General features: G+C 32.9%; 13 protein-coding genes and 1 pseudogene. 1 reads left to right on the top strand and 13 read right to left on the bottom strand.

Annotated features, from left to right (window positions below; all coding sequences use genetic code 11):
* Window positions 1–7: 7 nt before the first annotated feature.
* From fliF to asnB, 12 genes are all read right to left on the bottom strand, one after another.
* Window positions 8–1555 carry a flagellar basal-body MS-ring/collar protein FliF gene (fliF, locus tag CDO51_RS03980; protein WP_240503483.1) on the bottom strand — a complete coding sequence of 516 codons (1548 nt, stop codon included), beginning with the start codon at window positions 1553–1555 and terminating at the stop codon, window positions 8–10.
* A 76-nt stretch (window positions 1556–1631) separates the two neighbouring features.
* On the bottom strand, window positions 1632–1943 hold the full coding sequence (fliE, locus tag CDO51_RS03975) for a flagellar hook-basal body complex protein FliE (protein ID WP_089023009.1): 312 nt from the start codon (window positions 1941–1943) through the stop codon (window positions 1632–1634).
* An 18-nt stretch (window positions 1944–1961) separates the two neighbouring features.
* Window positions 1962–2414: a flagellar basal body rod protein FlgC gene (gene flgC, locus CDO51_RS03970; RefSeq protein ID WP_089023008.1), complete on the bottom strand. Its 453-nt coding sequence runs from the start codon at window positions 2412–2414 to the stop codon at window positions 1962–1964.
* Window positions 2415–2416: 2 nt separating this feature from the next.
* On the bottom strand, window positions 2417–2824 hold the full coding sequence (gene flgB / locus CDO51_RS03965; RefSeq protein ID WP_089023007.1) for a flagellar basal body rod protein FlgB: 408 nt from the start codon (window positions 2822–2824) through the stop codon (window positions 2417–2419).
* 239 nt (window positions 2825–3063) lie between these two features.
* Window positions 3064–3852: a GTP-sensing pleiotropic transcriptional regulator CodY gene (gene codY / locus CDO51_RS03960; RefSeq protein WP_089023006.1), complete on the bottom strand. Its 789-nt coding sequence runs from the start codon at window positions 3850–3852 to the stop codon at window positions 3064–3066.
* A gap of 70 nt (window positions 3853–3922) precedes the next feature.
* Window positions 3923–5335, bottom strand: coding sequence for an ATP-dependent protease ATPase subunit HslU (gene hslU, locus CDO51_RS03955; protein ID WP_143824678.1), 1413 nt, complete (start codon window positions 5333–5335; stop codon window positions 3923–3925).
* A gap of 38 nt (window positions 5336–5373) precedes the next feature.
* On the bottom strand, window positions 5374–5907 hold the full coding sequence (gene hslV, locus CDO51_RS03950; RefSeq protein WP_089023004.1) for an ATP-dependent protease subunit HslV: 534 nt from the start codon (window positions 5905–5907) through the stop codon (window positions 5374–5376).
* Window positions 5908–5919: 12 nt separating this feature from the next.
* A complete protein-coding gene (xerC, locus tag CDO51_RS03945; protein WP_205842099.1) occupies window positions 5920–6828 on the bottom strand; it encodes a tyrosine recombinase XerC in 909 nt (302 codons plus the stop codon).
* 62 nt (window positions 6829–6890) lie between these two features.
* Entirely contained in the window at window positions 6891–8213 is a 1323-nt protein-coding gene (trmFO, locus tag CDO51_RS03940) for a methylenetetrahydrofolate--tRNA-(uracil(54)-C(5))-methyltransferase (FADH(2)-oxidizing) TrmFO (RefSeq protein WP_240503479.1), read from the bottom strand.
* Window positions 8214–8216: 3 nt separating this feature from the next.
* The gene (topA, locus tag CDO51_RS03935; RefSeq protein ID WP_089023001.1) at window positions 8217–10325 is read right to left on the bottom strand and encodes a type I DNA topoisomerase; all 2109 of its coding nucleotides are present in this window, start codon (window positions 10323–10325) and stop codon (window positions 8217–8219) included.
* A 100-nt stretch (window positions 10326–10425) separates the two neighbouring features.
* The gene (gene dprA, locus CDO51_RS03930) at window positions 10426–11259 is read right to left on the bottom strand and encodes a DNA-processing protein DprA (RefSeq protein WP_089023000.1); all 834 of its coding nucleotides are present in this window, start codon (window positions 11257–11259) and stop codon (window positions 10426–10428) included.
* Window positions 11260–11400: 141 nt separating this feature from the next.
* Window positions 11401–13257 carry an asparagine synthase (glutamine-hydrolyzing) gene (asnB, locus tag CDO51_RS03925; protein WP_158212309.1) on the bottom strand — a complete coding sequence of 619 codons (1857 nt, stop codon included), beginning with the start codon at window positions 13255–13257 and terminating at the stop codon, window positions 11401–11403.
* Window positions 13258–13376: 119 nt separating this feature from the next.
* On the opposite strand from asnB, the gene CDO51_RS03920 reads away from it, so the two are divergent.
* Window positions 13377–14462, top strand: a complete 1086-nt coding sequence (locus CDO51_RS03920; RefSeq protein WP_158212308.1) for an FUSC family protein — start codon at window positions 13377–13379, stop codon at window positions 14460–14462.
* Window positions 14463–14688: 226 nt separating this feature from the next.
* Here the strand turns inward: CDO51_RS03920 and CDO51_RS13445 are convergent.
* Window positions 14689–14824 (bottom strand): annotated as a pseudogene (locus tag CDO51_RS13445) (IS256 family transposase); the annotation flags it as partial.

Raw genomic sequence — 14824 nt, 5'->3', positions numbered from 1 at the left:
ACCCTTTCTAATCATCAGCTAACCAGGCTTTCAAGACCTTTGCAAATTCTTCTGGATTTTTCTCTGCAAAGTTTGTTATTTGCTTTTGTGTTTCAGGAACTTCAGCTTCTACATCAGCTGCAGCTTCATCTTGAGCTTGTGCTTGTTGTTGCATTGCTCTTTCTTTTTCAAGCCTTTCTTGCATTTCCATTTCTCTCTTTTGTTGAACACTCTTATAAACTAATCTAGCAATATAGATTGCAGTCAACAAACAAGCAGTAATAGCTGCAATAGCAAGCCAGTTTGTTTCGTCATCCCCGTTTCCATCTGGGTCTCCATCAGAATCTAGATCATGAAATTCTATCTCTTCAACAGAAATTTCCCCGTTGTCAGGAAAATCTAAGCCAATAGCACTTGTAACTAAATTTTCTATTGATTCATCGTCAATATCTAATTCCTCATCTTGATTTACAGCAACAGAAACAGAAAGATTTTCTAAAGCGCCAGGTGCCACTCTATGCTTTGTTTCAGTTCTATTAACTTCATAATTAGTCGTTTCATTGAAGCTTTCATATTCATATTCACCGCCATCAAAGTCTTCTTGTTGATATAGTGGTGTGTCATCCCCAAGGGACTCATCCCCTGGCGGTCCTCCTGCTCCCATGTCTTCTCCAGAATAAAACTCTTCTTCAACATGATTACTTACAATTATTCCACCCTCTTGATCTTCAACTGGTTTAAACTCTTCTTCAAGCCTTGTAACTTCATCAAAGTCTAATGTCGCATTCACTCGAACCGTTGCATTACCTGGACCTACAATATCATGTAGCATCGATTGAACACTGTTTTGTAATGACGTTTGAAACTTTTCTTGGATTGCTAGGTTTTGTTCTACTTCACTTCCTATACTTGCATCACTGTTACCGGAATTTTGATTTAAAACTTCTTGTCCTGAGGTTAAAGTAACATTTCTAGACTCTAGACCTTCTACTGAATGTGCCACTAAATTTTCGATACTATGTATTTGTTGTTCATCTAAATCTTGATTTAACTCTAAGTAGATTGCAGCTTTAGAGCTTTCTTCTTGTGCATTAAATAAAGATCTCTCAGGTAAAACTAAATGTACACGGGCATCATCTACTTCAGGATACCTGCGTATTGTACGGATCAATTCGCCCTCTAAAGCGATTTTTTGCCTCATCTCTCTTTCAGACTCAGTCATCCCTAGTTGAGTAGAGTCAAGTCCCTCATAACCTAAGACCCCACCTTTAGGTAAACCCGCACTTGCTAGTTCAAGCCGTGCATTATCATGATCATTTTCGGGGACCAAAATGGTAGTACCTCCACCTTCAATTTTATATGATATATTCATATCATCTAACACTTCAGTCATTTCATTTGCATCCTTAGGATCTAGATCTCTTGCAATCACAGTATAATCCGTGTTTAAAAGTGAGAAAGTAAAAACTGCTGATCCTAAGAAAAATAATACTAAAGCGATTGAAAAGGTCAGCTGTTGACGTCTAGTAAGATTACTCCAAAATTGCTTCATTTGATTATTTAAATTACTTAACATTTCTCTCAAGAATTATCACCACGCCTTCAAAGATCCATTCATTATATAGTATCGAAAATAATATGATATGTACTTTCTAAATTTGCATTCTCATAATCTCTTTATGAGCCTCAACTAACTGGTTTCGCACTTCCATTGTTAAATTTAAAGCAAGATCAGCTTTTTCAGAAGCAATTACTACATCATGTAAATTATCGACTTTACCCATAGCTAAGGCTTCGCTTAACCCTTCACTCTCTTTTTGTATTTCATTTACATCATTAATAGCATTAGTTAAGATTTCGCTAAACTCTGTGTCATTAGATTTCTTAGATTTATTATCACTTTTTAGTTGAATGTCACTACCTATAGCAGAATTTACGTTAGTACCAATCCCTTCAATACCCATCTAACTCTCCTCCTCATTTTATCTTCCGATTTCAAGAGTTCTCATTGCCATATTTTTCGCATTATCAATTGCAGTAGAATTTGCTTCATATGCCCTAGATGCTGTTATCATATCAACCATTTCATTCACTATTTCTACATTAGGTTTTTCTACATAACCAGTTTCAGGATCTGCATCAGGATGGTTAGGTTTATATACTTCTTTTAACGGTGCATCATCTTCAATGATTTCTGTTACTCTTACTCCACCTTTATTATTACTAGAGGACGTACCATCTTGTAAAAATCTTTGTAAATGGTTTGAAAAATCATTTGATCTAGGCTCAAAAACAGGAGTTTGTCTTCTATAAGCTCCACCGTCTTCCGTTCTAGTTGTATTAGCATTAGCTATATTATTAGATATGGTGTCCATACGAAGTCTCTCAGCTGTTAAACCAGAACCACTTATATCAAATGTGTTAAAAAAAGACATTTTTAGTTACCTCCCTGAATAGCTGTTCTTAGTTTATTTAACTCACCACTTAACTGTCTTGTTAGAGTCTGGTGTTTTATAGTATTTTTACTTAATCGAGCCATTTCTGTATCAATATCAACATTGTTTTCATCATTTCTCATAGATGTTGTATTTTCAGTTATCACCTTTGGTTCAACATCTGTAGCGTTATTTGGTGAACCTATAGGTAAATGTTTGTCACTTGTAGTCTTCCCTCGTATTTGTGAGTCAAAATTAATCTTATCTTGAAGTATACTTTCAAACTCTACACTTTGCTTTTTATAACCTGGTGTATTAACATTAGCTATATTATTTGAAATCACTTCATGTCTTTTTGTAGTAGTATTTAAAGAGTTACCTAATAAGTTTATAGGTGTATCTCCAAACATCCTTTCCCCTCCTTAGGTTATAATCCGGATTATTTACCTTCACTTATAATTCGACAAAAAACGCCTAGTATCCTACCAAATATCTAATTTTTACTAAATAAACTGATAAACATACAGCAACAACAATTTAATACATTATTTGACAAAATAATAGGACCCTTACGCACTATATCTCATTCACATCTAGTGCACAGGTCCTAATTAATACATAAAAAAATAAGTGCGGTATATAACCGCACTTATACACTACTTCTTTTTTTCAATTCATTTATTAATTGTTCATTAAGAACTTTGATATAAGTTCCTTTCATACCTAGAGATCTAGATTCAATTACTCCAGCACTTTCAAACTTTCTTAATGCATTTACTATTACTGATCTTGTAATTCCAACTCTATCAGCAATTTTACTTGCAACAAGCAGACCTTCGTTTCCATCTAATTCCTCAAAGATATGGTCTACAGCTTCGAGCTCAGAGTATGAAAGTGTACCTAAAGCAAGCTGAACTATAGCCTTATTTCTAGCTTCTTCCTCTATTTCTTCAGCCTTTGATCTTAATATCTCCATTCCTACAACTGTTGCTCCATTTTCTGCAAGAATTAAATCCTCATCTTGGAACTTTTCATTAAATCTAGCTAAAATGAGAGAGCCTAATCTCTTTCCACCTCCAATAATCGGAACAACTGTGGTAAGTTTATTAGAAAATAGACAGTCGACATTATATTGATAAACACACTCATTTTTCTTCTGTGTTAAATTATAACTTGTCTCATTTAAGCTAAGTAAATAATCATTGTAATCTTCAGGAAATCTTTCTTGAGTTAACACCTGTTCTTTCATAATCTCACATTCAAATTCATCAACTAAGGCACTTCCTAGAATTTTGCCTTTTTTACTCGCAATATAAATATTCGCATTAATCACGTCTCTAAGTACCTCTGCAACTTCAGAAAAATCTACTGGTTGGCCAGCAGCTTTTTGAAGTATTCTGTTAATACGACGAGTTTTGTCCAACAAAGTACTACTCATTAAAGTTCATCCTTTCTTTTTTAATTATATAGTTACTAATTCTGCAATTAATTTTATGACTAATTATTATTTACAGTATAAATCTACTTACATCCTTTTCCTCAACAATGTCTTCTAAACGTTCCCTAACATACTTTGCATTTATATCAACTGTCTGACCTCTCATATCCGAAGCATAAAAAGAAAGCTCTTCTAAAAGCTTTTCAAGTAACGTATGAAGACGCCTAGCTCCTATATCTTCTGTTTCGTTGTTTACTTGTTCTGCCATACTAGCTAATTCCTCGATAGCATCTTCAGTGAAATTCACTTTCACCTCTTCTGTTTCTAATAACGCTTTGTATTGATCTAACAATGCATTATGTGGCTCTGTTAAGATACGATAAAAATCTTGTTTTGTCAAGCTTTCAAGTTTGACTCTAATAGGAAACCTCCCTTGTAGTTCGGGTATTAGATCAGAAGGTTTACTATCATGAAAAGCACCAGCCCCTATGAACATTATATGATCTGTTTTAATTCTACCGTACTTAGTATTTACTGAAGAGCCTTCTACAATAGGTAAAATATCTCGTTGAACACCTTCTCTAGAAACATCCTGTCCTCCACTTTGCTTACCACTTGAAACTGCTATTTTATCAAATTCATCTAAGAATATAATACCATAATTTTCTGCTCTTTCAACAGCTTCTTGAGTCACTTGCTCATTATCAATTAATTTTTGAGCCTCTTGTCTTCCTAAAATTTTTCTAGCATCTTTTACTTTGACCCGCTTCTGTTTAGTTTTCTTAGGTAAAAATTGCCCAAATAGATCTTGAAAATTGATTCCCATTTCCTCAAACTCTTGACCCATATTTGATCCATCGGGAATAGACTGTTCTTCAATTTCAACATTTACATATTCATGTTCTAATAAGCCTTGGGCAAGTTTGCTTTTTATATCACGCCTTTGTTTCTTTTTGTTTTCTTGTTTATCCTCATCCAATTGTTCTTGACTTGTTTGTGTATTAGATTGGGTCAATAAAGCTTCGAATGGGTTGTCAGGTTTATGGTTAGACTTTGTATTTGTATTTTCTGATACTAATAAGTCAACAATCCTATTTTCCGCTTGTCTCTTAGCTTGTTCTGATACTTCTACTAACTTTTCCTCTTCTACCATCCTAATAGCCTCTGAAACCAAGTCTTTAACCATTGATTCTACATTTCTTCCAACGTAACCGACTTCTGTAAATTTTGTTGCTTCTATTTTAACAAAAGGCGCTTTAATTAATTTTGCTAATCTACGAGCAATTTCGGTTTTACCCACACCTGTTGGTCCAATCATAAGAATGTTTTTCGGAATCACTTCATCCTTAAAATTATCATCAAGTTTTTGCCTTCTATATCTATTTCTAATAGCAACAGATACAGATTTTTTTGCTTTACTTTGACCTATAATAAATTTATCTAATCTATTTACTAATTCTTGTGGTGTTAATTCTTTAGAAATAAATATCACCTACCTTTTACATTAATCTGATAATATATTTACATAAGCTTTTCAACAGTTATGTGAGAATTTGTATAAACACATATCTCTGATGCAGCTATTAAAGATTCATATGCCATATCTTCAGGTTCTAAATCAGTATGCTTTGCAAGCATTTTTAAAGCAGCGAAAGCGTATGAACCACCTGAACCGATTGCAATAACATTATCATCAGGTTCTATTACTTCACCACTACCAGAAATGATCAAAATACTCTCTTGATCTGCGACTAATAATAAAGCTTCTAGTCGCCTTAAAACTTTGTCTGATCTCCATTCTTTAGCAAGTTCTACACTAGCTCTTAATAAGTTTCCCTGATGTTGTTCTAACTTTTTTTCAAATCTTTCAAATAAAGTGATTGCATCAGCGACAGAGCCAGCAAAACCTGCTAAAACATTGCCATGGTGAAGTTTTCTAATCTTAGAAGCTGTTTGCTTAAAAATAGTACTTTGGCCAAATGTTACCTGTCCATCACCAGCTATAGCCGTACCACGTTCTGTTTTACAAGCAGCAATAGTTGTTCCTTCAAACATAAAACCACCTACCTACGCTCTAGGATGAAATTTATTATACACTTCGGTCATACGTTCTTGACTAACATGTGTGTAGATCTGTGTTGTAGAAATGTTTACATGCCCTAATAATTCTTGAACCGCTCTCAAGTCAGCTCCTCCATCTAGCAAATGGGTAGCAAAGCTATGTCTTAAACTATGGGGTGATATATGACCTAAGTTTGCGGCTTCTTTCACATATTTATCTACTCGTCTTCGAATACTTCTAACAGATATTCGGTTACCGAATTTATTTAAAAAAAGAGCTTTAGATTCATAGCCATTATTGTTCTTTTTAAGTAAATAAGGGCGTGAGTTTTTAAGATAATTACGTAATGACATACGAGCAAACTTACCAAAAGGCACAAGCCGTTCGACTTTTCCTTTCCCCGATACTTTTAAATATGAATTAGTAAAATCAATATCGGATATATCTAATCCCCAGAGCTCGCTTATTCTAACTCCAGATGAATAAAATATTTCTAAAATCACTTTATCTCTAATCCCGTAAATACTATCATCTGGGGCATTTAATATAAGTTCAATATCTTGATTAGACAAAAATGTTGGTAACTTTCTTTCTTTTTTAGGGCTTTTAAGCAAAGCACTTGTATTGTTAGCTAGTTTTTCTTCTCTTGTTAAGTATTTAAACAATGATCTTATAGCAGATAATTTTCTCGCAGTAGTACTTTTATTATAACTTTGATTTTTCAAAAAAGCGAGAAAATGCCTGATATGTTTATGAGTTATTTGAGACCATCCTTGCAAATCAAATTCAGAAGAAAAAAAGTCAATAGCTTGAGATAGATCACTCCGATAATCTTTAATTGTATACTGTGAAGCGTTTTTTTCACTTTTTAGATAATTGATGAAATCTTGCAACTCTTTTTGCAATTTTGTCATTTTCTCCTTTCTAAAAGATCATAACACACTTATCAGACATTTTTCAACTGACTCTAATAGCCTTACAACTGATAGTTTTTAATAAAAGTTTCTAGTTCACTTAAAGCCCTTTCCGCTTGTTTTTTCTTTCTTTCTTTTTTCGGATATTTCTTCTCTAATTTAGGCATCAAACCAAAATTAACATTCATAGGTTGAAAATTATTAGTAGAAGCTTCTACTATATAATGTGATAACGCCCCTAAAGCAGTTTCCCTAGGAAAGACAACAGGATCTCCATCATCTAATAACCTTGCAGCATTGATTCCTGCTACTAATCCAGAAGATGTGGATTCAACATAACCTTCAACTCCTGTTATTTGTCCAGCAAAAAAAATATTACGATTACCTCTCATTTGATATGTTGGTAATAAAACTTCTGGAGAGTTGATAAAAGTATTACGATGCATAACTCCTAACCTAACAAATTCTGCATTCTCTAACCCTGGTATCATTCTAAAAACCCGCTTTTGTTCTGGCCATCTAAGTTGAGTTTGAAATCCTACCATATTATAGAGTGTACCTTCAAGGTTATCCTTACGTAATTGAACAACTGCATAAGGTCGTTTCCCTGTCCTAGGATCTTCTAGTCCCACAGGTTTCATAGGACCAAAAGTTAATGTATCTTTACCTCGGCTTGCCATTTCTTCAATAGGCATGCATCCTTCAAAAACCACTTGTTTTTCAAATGATTTCAAAGGTACCTTCTTAGCGGTAATTAATGCCTCATAAAACTGCTCATACTCTTCTTTTGTCATAGGACAATTTAAATAATCCGGTGTCCCCTTATCATATCTACTAGCTAAAAAAGCTTTGTCCAAATCAATAGATTCATAACTAACAATTGGAGCAGCAGCATCATAAAAATACAAAAAGTCTGTACTTGTAAGCGATTTGATTTTTTGTGCCAATACATCTGAAGTCAATGGACCTGTTGCTAGAACAGTAGGTTTATTCGGATCTATATCACTAATTTCTCTATTATATAATGTGATATTTTGATGGTTTATAATTTCATTAGTTACTTCTTTACTGAAAGCTTCACGGTCTACAGCTAAAGCACCACCAGCAGGAACATAAGTTCTGTCAGCAACTCTCATTATTAAGCTATCTAATTTTCTCATCTCTTCTTTTAAAAGTCCTGCAGCATTTTCTAAAGATGCAGCTCGTAGACTATTACTACATACAAGCTCAGCTAAATTTGACGTATTATGTGCTTCAGTCATCTTAGTTGGGCGCATTTCAAATAAATTAACTTTAATGCCGCGTTTAGCAGCCTGATAAGCTGCTTCTGTACCAGCTAGTCCTCCTCCTATTACATTTAGCTCCATATCATATCTTCCTTTCATTCTCTAATTCTTAGTATTTTTACTAGAGTTTTTTTCTTTAGAATTTTCATCTAAAACTTCATCTATTGTATAGTCACAATCGGGGTGACTACACTGATAATACTTATTTTTTCGGCCTCGTTGTACTAAAAAAGAATTACACTTGGGACAACTCTCATTTTCTATAGGTTTATACCATGTTAAAAAATCACAATCGGGATAATTATCACACCCTAGGAACTTTCGTCCCTTTTTGCTTTTTCTTTCAACGACTTTACCTTGACATTTAGGACAAGTTACATCTAATTCTTTAACAAATGGTTTTGTGTTTTTACAATCAGGAAAACTTGGGCAGGCTAGAAACTTACCATACCTACCGTGCTTAACAACCATATATGAACCACACTTATCACATTCAACATCAGTTTTCTCTTCCTCAATCTCAATTTTTTTCATTTCTTCTTCTGCTTTATTTAGTTGTTTTTCAAAAGGTTCATAGAATTCTTTCAAAAATTCTTGCCAATCTTTATCCCCTTCTTCAATTCTATCTAGTCCTTCCTCCACTTTTGCTGTAAAATCCACATCAACTATATTTGGGAAAAATTCTTCTAACTGTTCAACAACAATTTTTCCTAGTTGGGTTGGATATAATTTCTTTTCTTCTTGTACAACATAAGTCTTAGACTGTATATTCTCAATTATAGAAGCATAGGTACTAGGTCTTCCTACCCCTTCTTTTTCTAAAGTTTTTACTAAAGAAGCTTCACTATACCTAGGTGGTGGTTGCGTAAAGTGTTGATTTGGTTTTAATTCCTTAAGGTCTAGTTCTTCTCCTTTTTTTAGTTCCGGTAATAATTCGTCTTTATCTTGATCATCTTTATATAATGTTAGAAAGCCAGCGAATTTTAATTGTGATCCCCGTGCTCTAAATTCCATTTTACCAGCTGATATATCTGCTGAAATAGTATCAAATTTAGCTGGGGTCATCTGACTAGCTATAAATCTATTCCATATTAACTTGTATAACCTAAGTTGATCTTTTTCTAATGCATCCTGCATTTTAGAAGGTGATAGATCAAACCTAGTAGGTCTAATAGCTTCATGAGCATCTTGAGCGCTTTTCTTACCCTTATAAGGACGAGGTTTACCTGGATGATACTCTTTACCAAACTCACTCTCTATATACTCTTTAGCTGCCTGAAGCGCTGTCTGACTAATTCTAGTTGAGTCAGTTCTTAAATAAGTTATTAGTCCTACATGACCTTCTCCACTAACCTTTACACCTTCATATAATTGCTGTGCTACTCTCATGGTTTTTCTAGCAGAAAAACCAAGGCGACGATAGGCATCTTGTTGTAAAGTACTAGTTATAAAAGGGGGATTAGGATTTCTTAACCTTTCTTTTTTCTCAACCTTTTTTACTATATAAGAAACATTCTTTAGTTCTTTTAAAATCTCGTTCATGTTTTCTTCACTTGATATTTTAGCTTTTTCGCCTTCTATTTTCTGTAACTTTGCTTCAAAGTCCATTCCGTCTTTTTGTAAATCAGCAATTAAAGACCAATATTCTTCTGGCTCAAATTTTTCAATTTCTTTTTCTCTATCACATATTAATTTAACAGCTACGGATTGAACACGTCCTGCACTTAACCCTTTTCTAACCTTTTTCCATAAGATCGGACTAATATTATATCCAACAAGTCTATCTAGTACTCTACGAGCTTGTTGTGCATTTACTAAGTCATATGCGATTTCTCTTGGTTCTTTAAATGCTGACTTAACTGCTTCTTTGGTAATCTCATTAAATATAACTCGACAGTTTTCTTGATCTTCTACATTTAATGCTCTTCGAAGATGCCAACAGATAGCTTCTCCCTCTCTATCAGGGTCAGCTGCAAGATATACTTTCTCTGCTTTTTTAGCTTCTTTTTTAAGCTCTGCTAAAGTTTTACCCTTACCTCTAATAGTTATATATTTAGGTTTAAATTCTTCATCAATTTCTATGCCCATTTGACTTCTAGGTAAATCTATTAAATGCCCCATAGAAGCCTTAACCTTATAATTTTTCCCTAAATACCGTTTGATTGTTTGAGCTTTGGCAGGGGACTCTACAATCACTAAGTTCTTAGCCAATACTGCCACCTCCACATAGAACAATTGTTTATTACTTTATAAATATACCTTAAATTTTAAAATAGATGATGTTTTATACATACTAATAACGTCTTTATACTTAGTATTCATTCAAAATATCTTCTGTACACGTTACTAATTTAGCACCTTCTGAAATCAGCATATTACACCCCTCACTATACGGGTTTGTAATATTTCCTGGTACTGAAAAAACATCACGATTATCCTCAAGGGCCAATTGTGCTGTTATAATAGCTCCGCTCTTTTTAGGCGCTTCTATAACTACAACTCCTTTAGAAAGACCACTTATTATCCTATTCCTAAGGGGGAAATGATGTTTTTTAGGTCTTGTACCTGGAGGAAATTCTGATATTAAAAGTCCTTTTTCTTGTATATTATTTGCTAAATCATTATGTTCTTTTGGATAAATTATGTCAATGCTACTACCTAATACTGCTATAGTTTTACCCTCATTTTCTAGACAAAGCTTATGAGCTTTTCCATCAGTACCTCTTGCTAAACCACTTACTATTACTACATTAGCTCCTACTAGAGAGGGGATAATCTTGTTTAATACACCAATTCCATATCCGGTTATTTTTCTAGTACCTACTACTGCTAATTTAAACCCTTGTAGTAGTTCAAGATTTCCTTTTGTATATAACAATAATGGCGGGTTATGGATTTCTTGAAGAAGCTTAGGAAAATTATTATAAGTTAATACATTTAGATTATATTTAAGAACTTTCTCCACTTCTAATTCTAAATTAATCTTATTCTTATTTATAATTATTTTTTCAACAACATCTTTTCTAATACCAACAGATTTTAAGTCTAGATAATCTGCCTCCCAAACTTTCTTAGCATCCCCAAAATGATCAATTAATTTAGTAATTCCTTTAGCTCCTAAACCAGGAATAAGCGTAAGTCCCATAAGAAAAGTTCATTTCAAATTAACCAGCTCCCACCATATTTTTTTCATCATAAAAGTAGTCAAACTAACTTTGAACAAGACGTAATTTGTAAATAGTATACACTAATATTATCTAAACAGTCAATTACTGCCAGAATACTATTATCTTTTTAAGACAAAATGATTCCACAGAATAAAGGTTAAAATAGTCCATAATTTACGTCCATTTAATTTAGTTTTAGATTCGTGCTCTGATATCAAACGTTCTATTTCTGTTATTTTGAAGAACTGTTCGCTCTCTTTCGATAATAAAATCTCCTTTGTCCATTTAAGAAATTCTCCATCAAACCAATAATCAGTTGGGACAGGAAAGCCAAGCTTTTTTCTACTCGAACTCTCTTTTGGAAGTGTTGTGTTCATTGCTTTTCTTAAGGCTATCTTTGTTTCTTTATTAGAGACACGCCATTGTCGTGGTAAATTAACTGCCCATTCACATAAATCTTGATTTAAAAATGGTGCACAAAGTTTTAAAGAGTTCGCACTTAACATCCTATCTGCTTTGACCATGATATCTCCTGCCATCCAAGTTTTCATATCAATATATTGCATTGCGCTCACTTCATCATATGAGCTGATTTCATCATATATTGGTGTAAATTTGTTATTAAGAGCATCTGATTTTCTGTAGTTAGAAACTAAAAGTTTATCTTTTTCTTCAGGAGAAAAAATATAAGCATTTCCATAATATCTTTTAGATAGAGGTGTAAGAGCTCGTTTCAAAAAGTTTTTTCCCTTAATATGTTTTGGAAATAGGTTTAATACTTTCATAGTATTATTTAAGAATGGCCTTGGTACTCGTTTAACCTTATTTAATGCAAGAGGTTCTTGATATATATTATATCCTCCAAAGAACTCATCTGCACCTTCACCAGAGAAAACTGTATCAACATGATCTTTAGCTAAACTTGCCACCATATACAACCCAAATGCAGATGGATCTGCTACAGGCTCATCTAAATACCAGAAGAATTTATCATGATTTTGTTTTATTGTGTTTGTTGAAATAATTAATTGATAATTTAATATCCCCAAATCTGAGACAAACTTTTTAATAAATTCCAGCTCATCGAATCTAGGTGAATGAAATCCAGCAGAAAAAGTTGGAATATCTGGTTCATAGAGATTTTTAATATTAGCAACTACAGATGCAGAATCTATCCCACTAGATAAAAATGCCCCTGGCCGATTTGAAGTCTTTAATTGATCTTCAATACTTTTTATAAATAGCTCTCTTGTTTTTTCTGGTATTTCTTCTTTTATTAACTTATTACTTTTTAATCCAAATTCAAAATTTTTGAATTGTGATACTTTACTCACTTTACCATCATACACTATACAATGACCTCCTGGAAGCCTATAAACATTTTCAACCATACTTTCTGGCTCAGGGGGGTACTGTAATACTAAAAATAAGTTTAACGTGTTTATATTTACATTTTTTTTAACTAAACCTGAAGCTAATAAGCCTTTTAGTTCAGAGGAAAAAATCATATCATTTTCGTTAAAATGATAATAAAAAGGTTTAACTCCAAAAGGATCTCTAGCACCAATAATATAATCACTGTTACTATCATAAATTACAAAACTGTAATATCCATTTATCATTTCTAGAGAATCAACGCCACCTTCTTCAAATAAATGTAATATAATTTCTTCATCATCCCAAGTCATTAAATCATGACCTCTATCATTTAAATATTTTCTTAATTCTTGAATATTAAATATACTAACATCACCTACTAATAACAAGTTTTTCCTCTCATTAACATAAGGCCGAAGATTTTGCTCAAAGCTTTTTAGTTTATTATTAAATGGATTAATTCCCATGGTGATATTTTTAAAAGACGTTATCATTTCTTTATTTTCACCACGATATTCTAATACATTAAGCATTTTCATAACTTTATTTTTTCTAATCTCGGATGGTATTTCACCCAAAATTCCAGCAAAACCACTCATAATCATCCTCCTTTTTTGAAAAGTTTATTAGGACTCTTGAGTTTTAATGTTCTCCATGTTAGTATATTTAGGAATCATCGGGAATGTTAATAAATAAAAAATTAATGGGGAGAGTTACATTGGTAATTGGACCGAGAGTATGGAAAACAGGTTTAGCTGTTACTATAACTTTATGGATAGCAGAATTATTTAGTCTTGAATATCCTTACCTTGCAGTAATAGCTACTATAATTTCGTTACAGCCTACTATAACTGATTCACTAAAAAAAGGTTGGGAACGCATTCAGGCAACAGCTATTGGAGTAATAATTGCTTTAGCTATAATGTTTGTTTTAGAAAGTACTCCCATTTTCGTGGGGATAGCAGTAATACTTACAATTTTGATTTGTCTAAGATATGGATGGACAGAATCTATAACACTTGCAAGTGTTACAGTAGTTATTATCATGGCTGGTTCACGAGATGATACTTTTGGATACGCACTTCAACGAAGTACTGTTTTACCGTTTGTAGGCATTATCATAGCAGTAGCTATAAATTTACTGTTTTCACCACCACAGTACTTAGAAATGGTTAAAAAGAGTCTTCGGGATTTGAACGAAGGAATAGAATTATTAATGATGAGAGTCATAAATAGCTTCTTAACATGCGAAAATTATAGCCCTGAACATATACAACAATTAGTCGACAAAATTTACGTCTTGTATGAAGATGCGAAAGAAAAATTTAATATGTACCAAAATGAACGAGGCTACAAAAAGTACTTTAATGGAAAAAAAGCTGCAGAACTTAGTAATTTAGAACGTGTATTAGAAATTATGTGGTTAATTGCACAACGTGTTATAGATATACAAAACGTCACTGATGAACGTTGTGGTCGGATATCAAAAATAGAAAATCCTAGTACTCAGTACAATGACTTATTAAACTCTGTCCAAGAATTCTTATTTCAAACTACAGCATTGGAGAAAAATCTGATAGAAAATTATCTAGAACCAAATGAAAATAGAAAAGATATAATTGAAAGGCAAATTGAAGAAATTACTACATTAAGAGAAAGTTTAAGAGAACGTATTAATGATTGGCAAGAAAGTCATTTAGGACCTACGCACATTCGCTCTTTAATTGAAATAGCAACCCTTGTCTATGACTTAGATCAAATATGTAATCTGTTATTCAAATTAAAGGAATTACAAGATAAATAAGACACCTTAAAGGTGTCTTATTTAGTATAATTGAGTCTGTCAAGTAATTGGTGTAAACATTCCGATACTGACATATAAGAATAACTTAATTACAGTATAAAATGCTGGGTAAATTGAGGGAGTTACCTTAGATAAGGGACTTCTCCCTCGATTTATCATTTTTGTTTTTATATGGTAACTAGTTAGTAAAGAACTCCTAGTATGCAACTACCAAAGAAAAATTTTCTCATATTCGTCCTTCGAAATAAATGCTTAGTTGTCCCAGTATCTGAGCCCAATTTTTTGTTCTCATAGTCCATTTTTTAGTGATATCCATAATCGCAAGATAAAGCATTTTTAATAATGATTCATCTGTTGGGAAG

Source organism: Natranaerobius trueperi (genome assembly GCF_002216005.1).
Lineage (GTDB): Bacteria > Bacillota > Natranaerobiia > Natranaerobiales > Natranaerobiaceae > Natranaerobius_A > Natranaerobius_A trueperi.
This window is presented reverse-complemented; position numbering and strand designations above follow the sequence as displayed.

What these genes read in the sequence shown, in the direction of transcription:
- fliF (WP_240503483.1), bottom strand. Translation starts at nt 1,555, where the DNA reads ATGTTAAGTAATTTAAATAATCAAATGAAGCAATTTTGGAGTAATCTT.
- fliE (WP_089023009.1), bottom strand. Translation starts at nt 1,943, where the DNA reads ATGGGTATTGAAGGGATTGGTACTAACGTAAATTCTGCTATAGGTAGT.
- flgC (WP_089023008.1), bottom strand. Translation starts at nt 2,414, where the DNA reads ATGTCTTTTTTTAACACATTTGATATAAGTGGTTCTGGTTTAACAGCT.
- flgB (WP_089023007.1), bottom strand. Translation starts at nt 2,824, where the DNA reads ATGTTTGGAGATACACCTATAAACTTATTAGGTAACTCTTTAAATACT.
- codY (WP_089023006.1), bottom strand. Translation starts at nt 3,852, where the DNA reads ATGAGTAGTACTTTGTTGGACAAAACTCGTCGTATTAACAGAATACTT.
- hslV (WP_089023004.1), bottom strand. Translation starts at nt 5,907, where the DNA reads ATGTTTGAAGGAACAACTATTGCTGCTTGTAAAACAGAACGTGGTACG.
- xerC (WP_205842099.1), bottom strand. Translation starts at nt 6,828, where the DNA reads ATGACAAAATTGCAAAAAGAGTTGCAAGATTTCATCAATTATCTAAAA.
- trmFO (WP_240503479.1), bottom strand. Translation starts at nt 8,213, where the DNA reads ATGAAAGGAAGATATGATATGGAGCTAAATGTAATAGGAGGAGGACTA.
- dprA (WP_089023000.1), bottom strand. Translation starts at nt 11,259, where the DNA reads ATGGGACTTACGCTTATTCCTGGTTTAGGAGCTAAAGGAATTACTAAA.
- asnB (WP_158212309.1), bottom strand. Translation starts at nt 13,257, where the DNA reads ATGAGTGGTTTTGCTGGAATTTTGGGTGAAATACCATCCGAGATTAGA.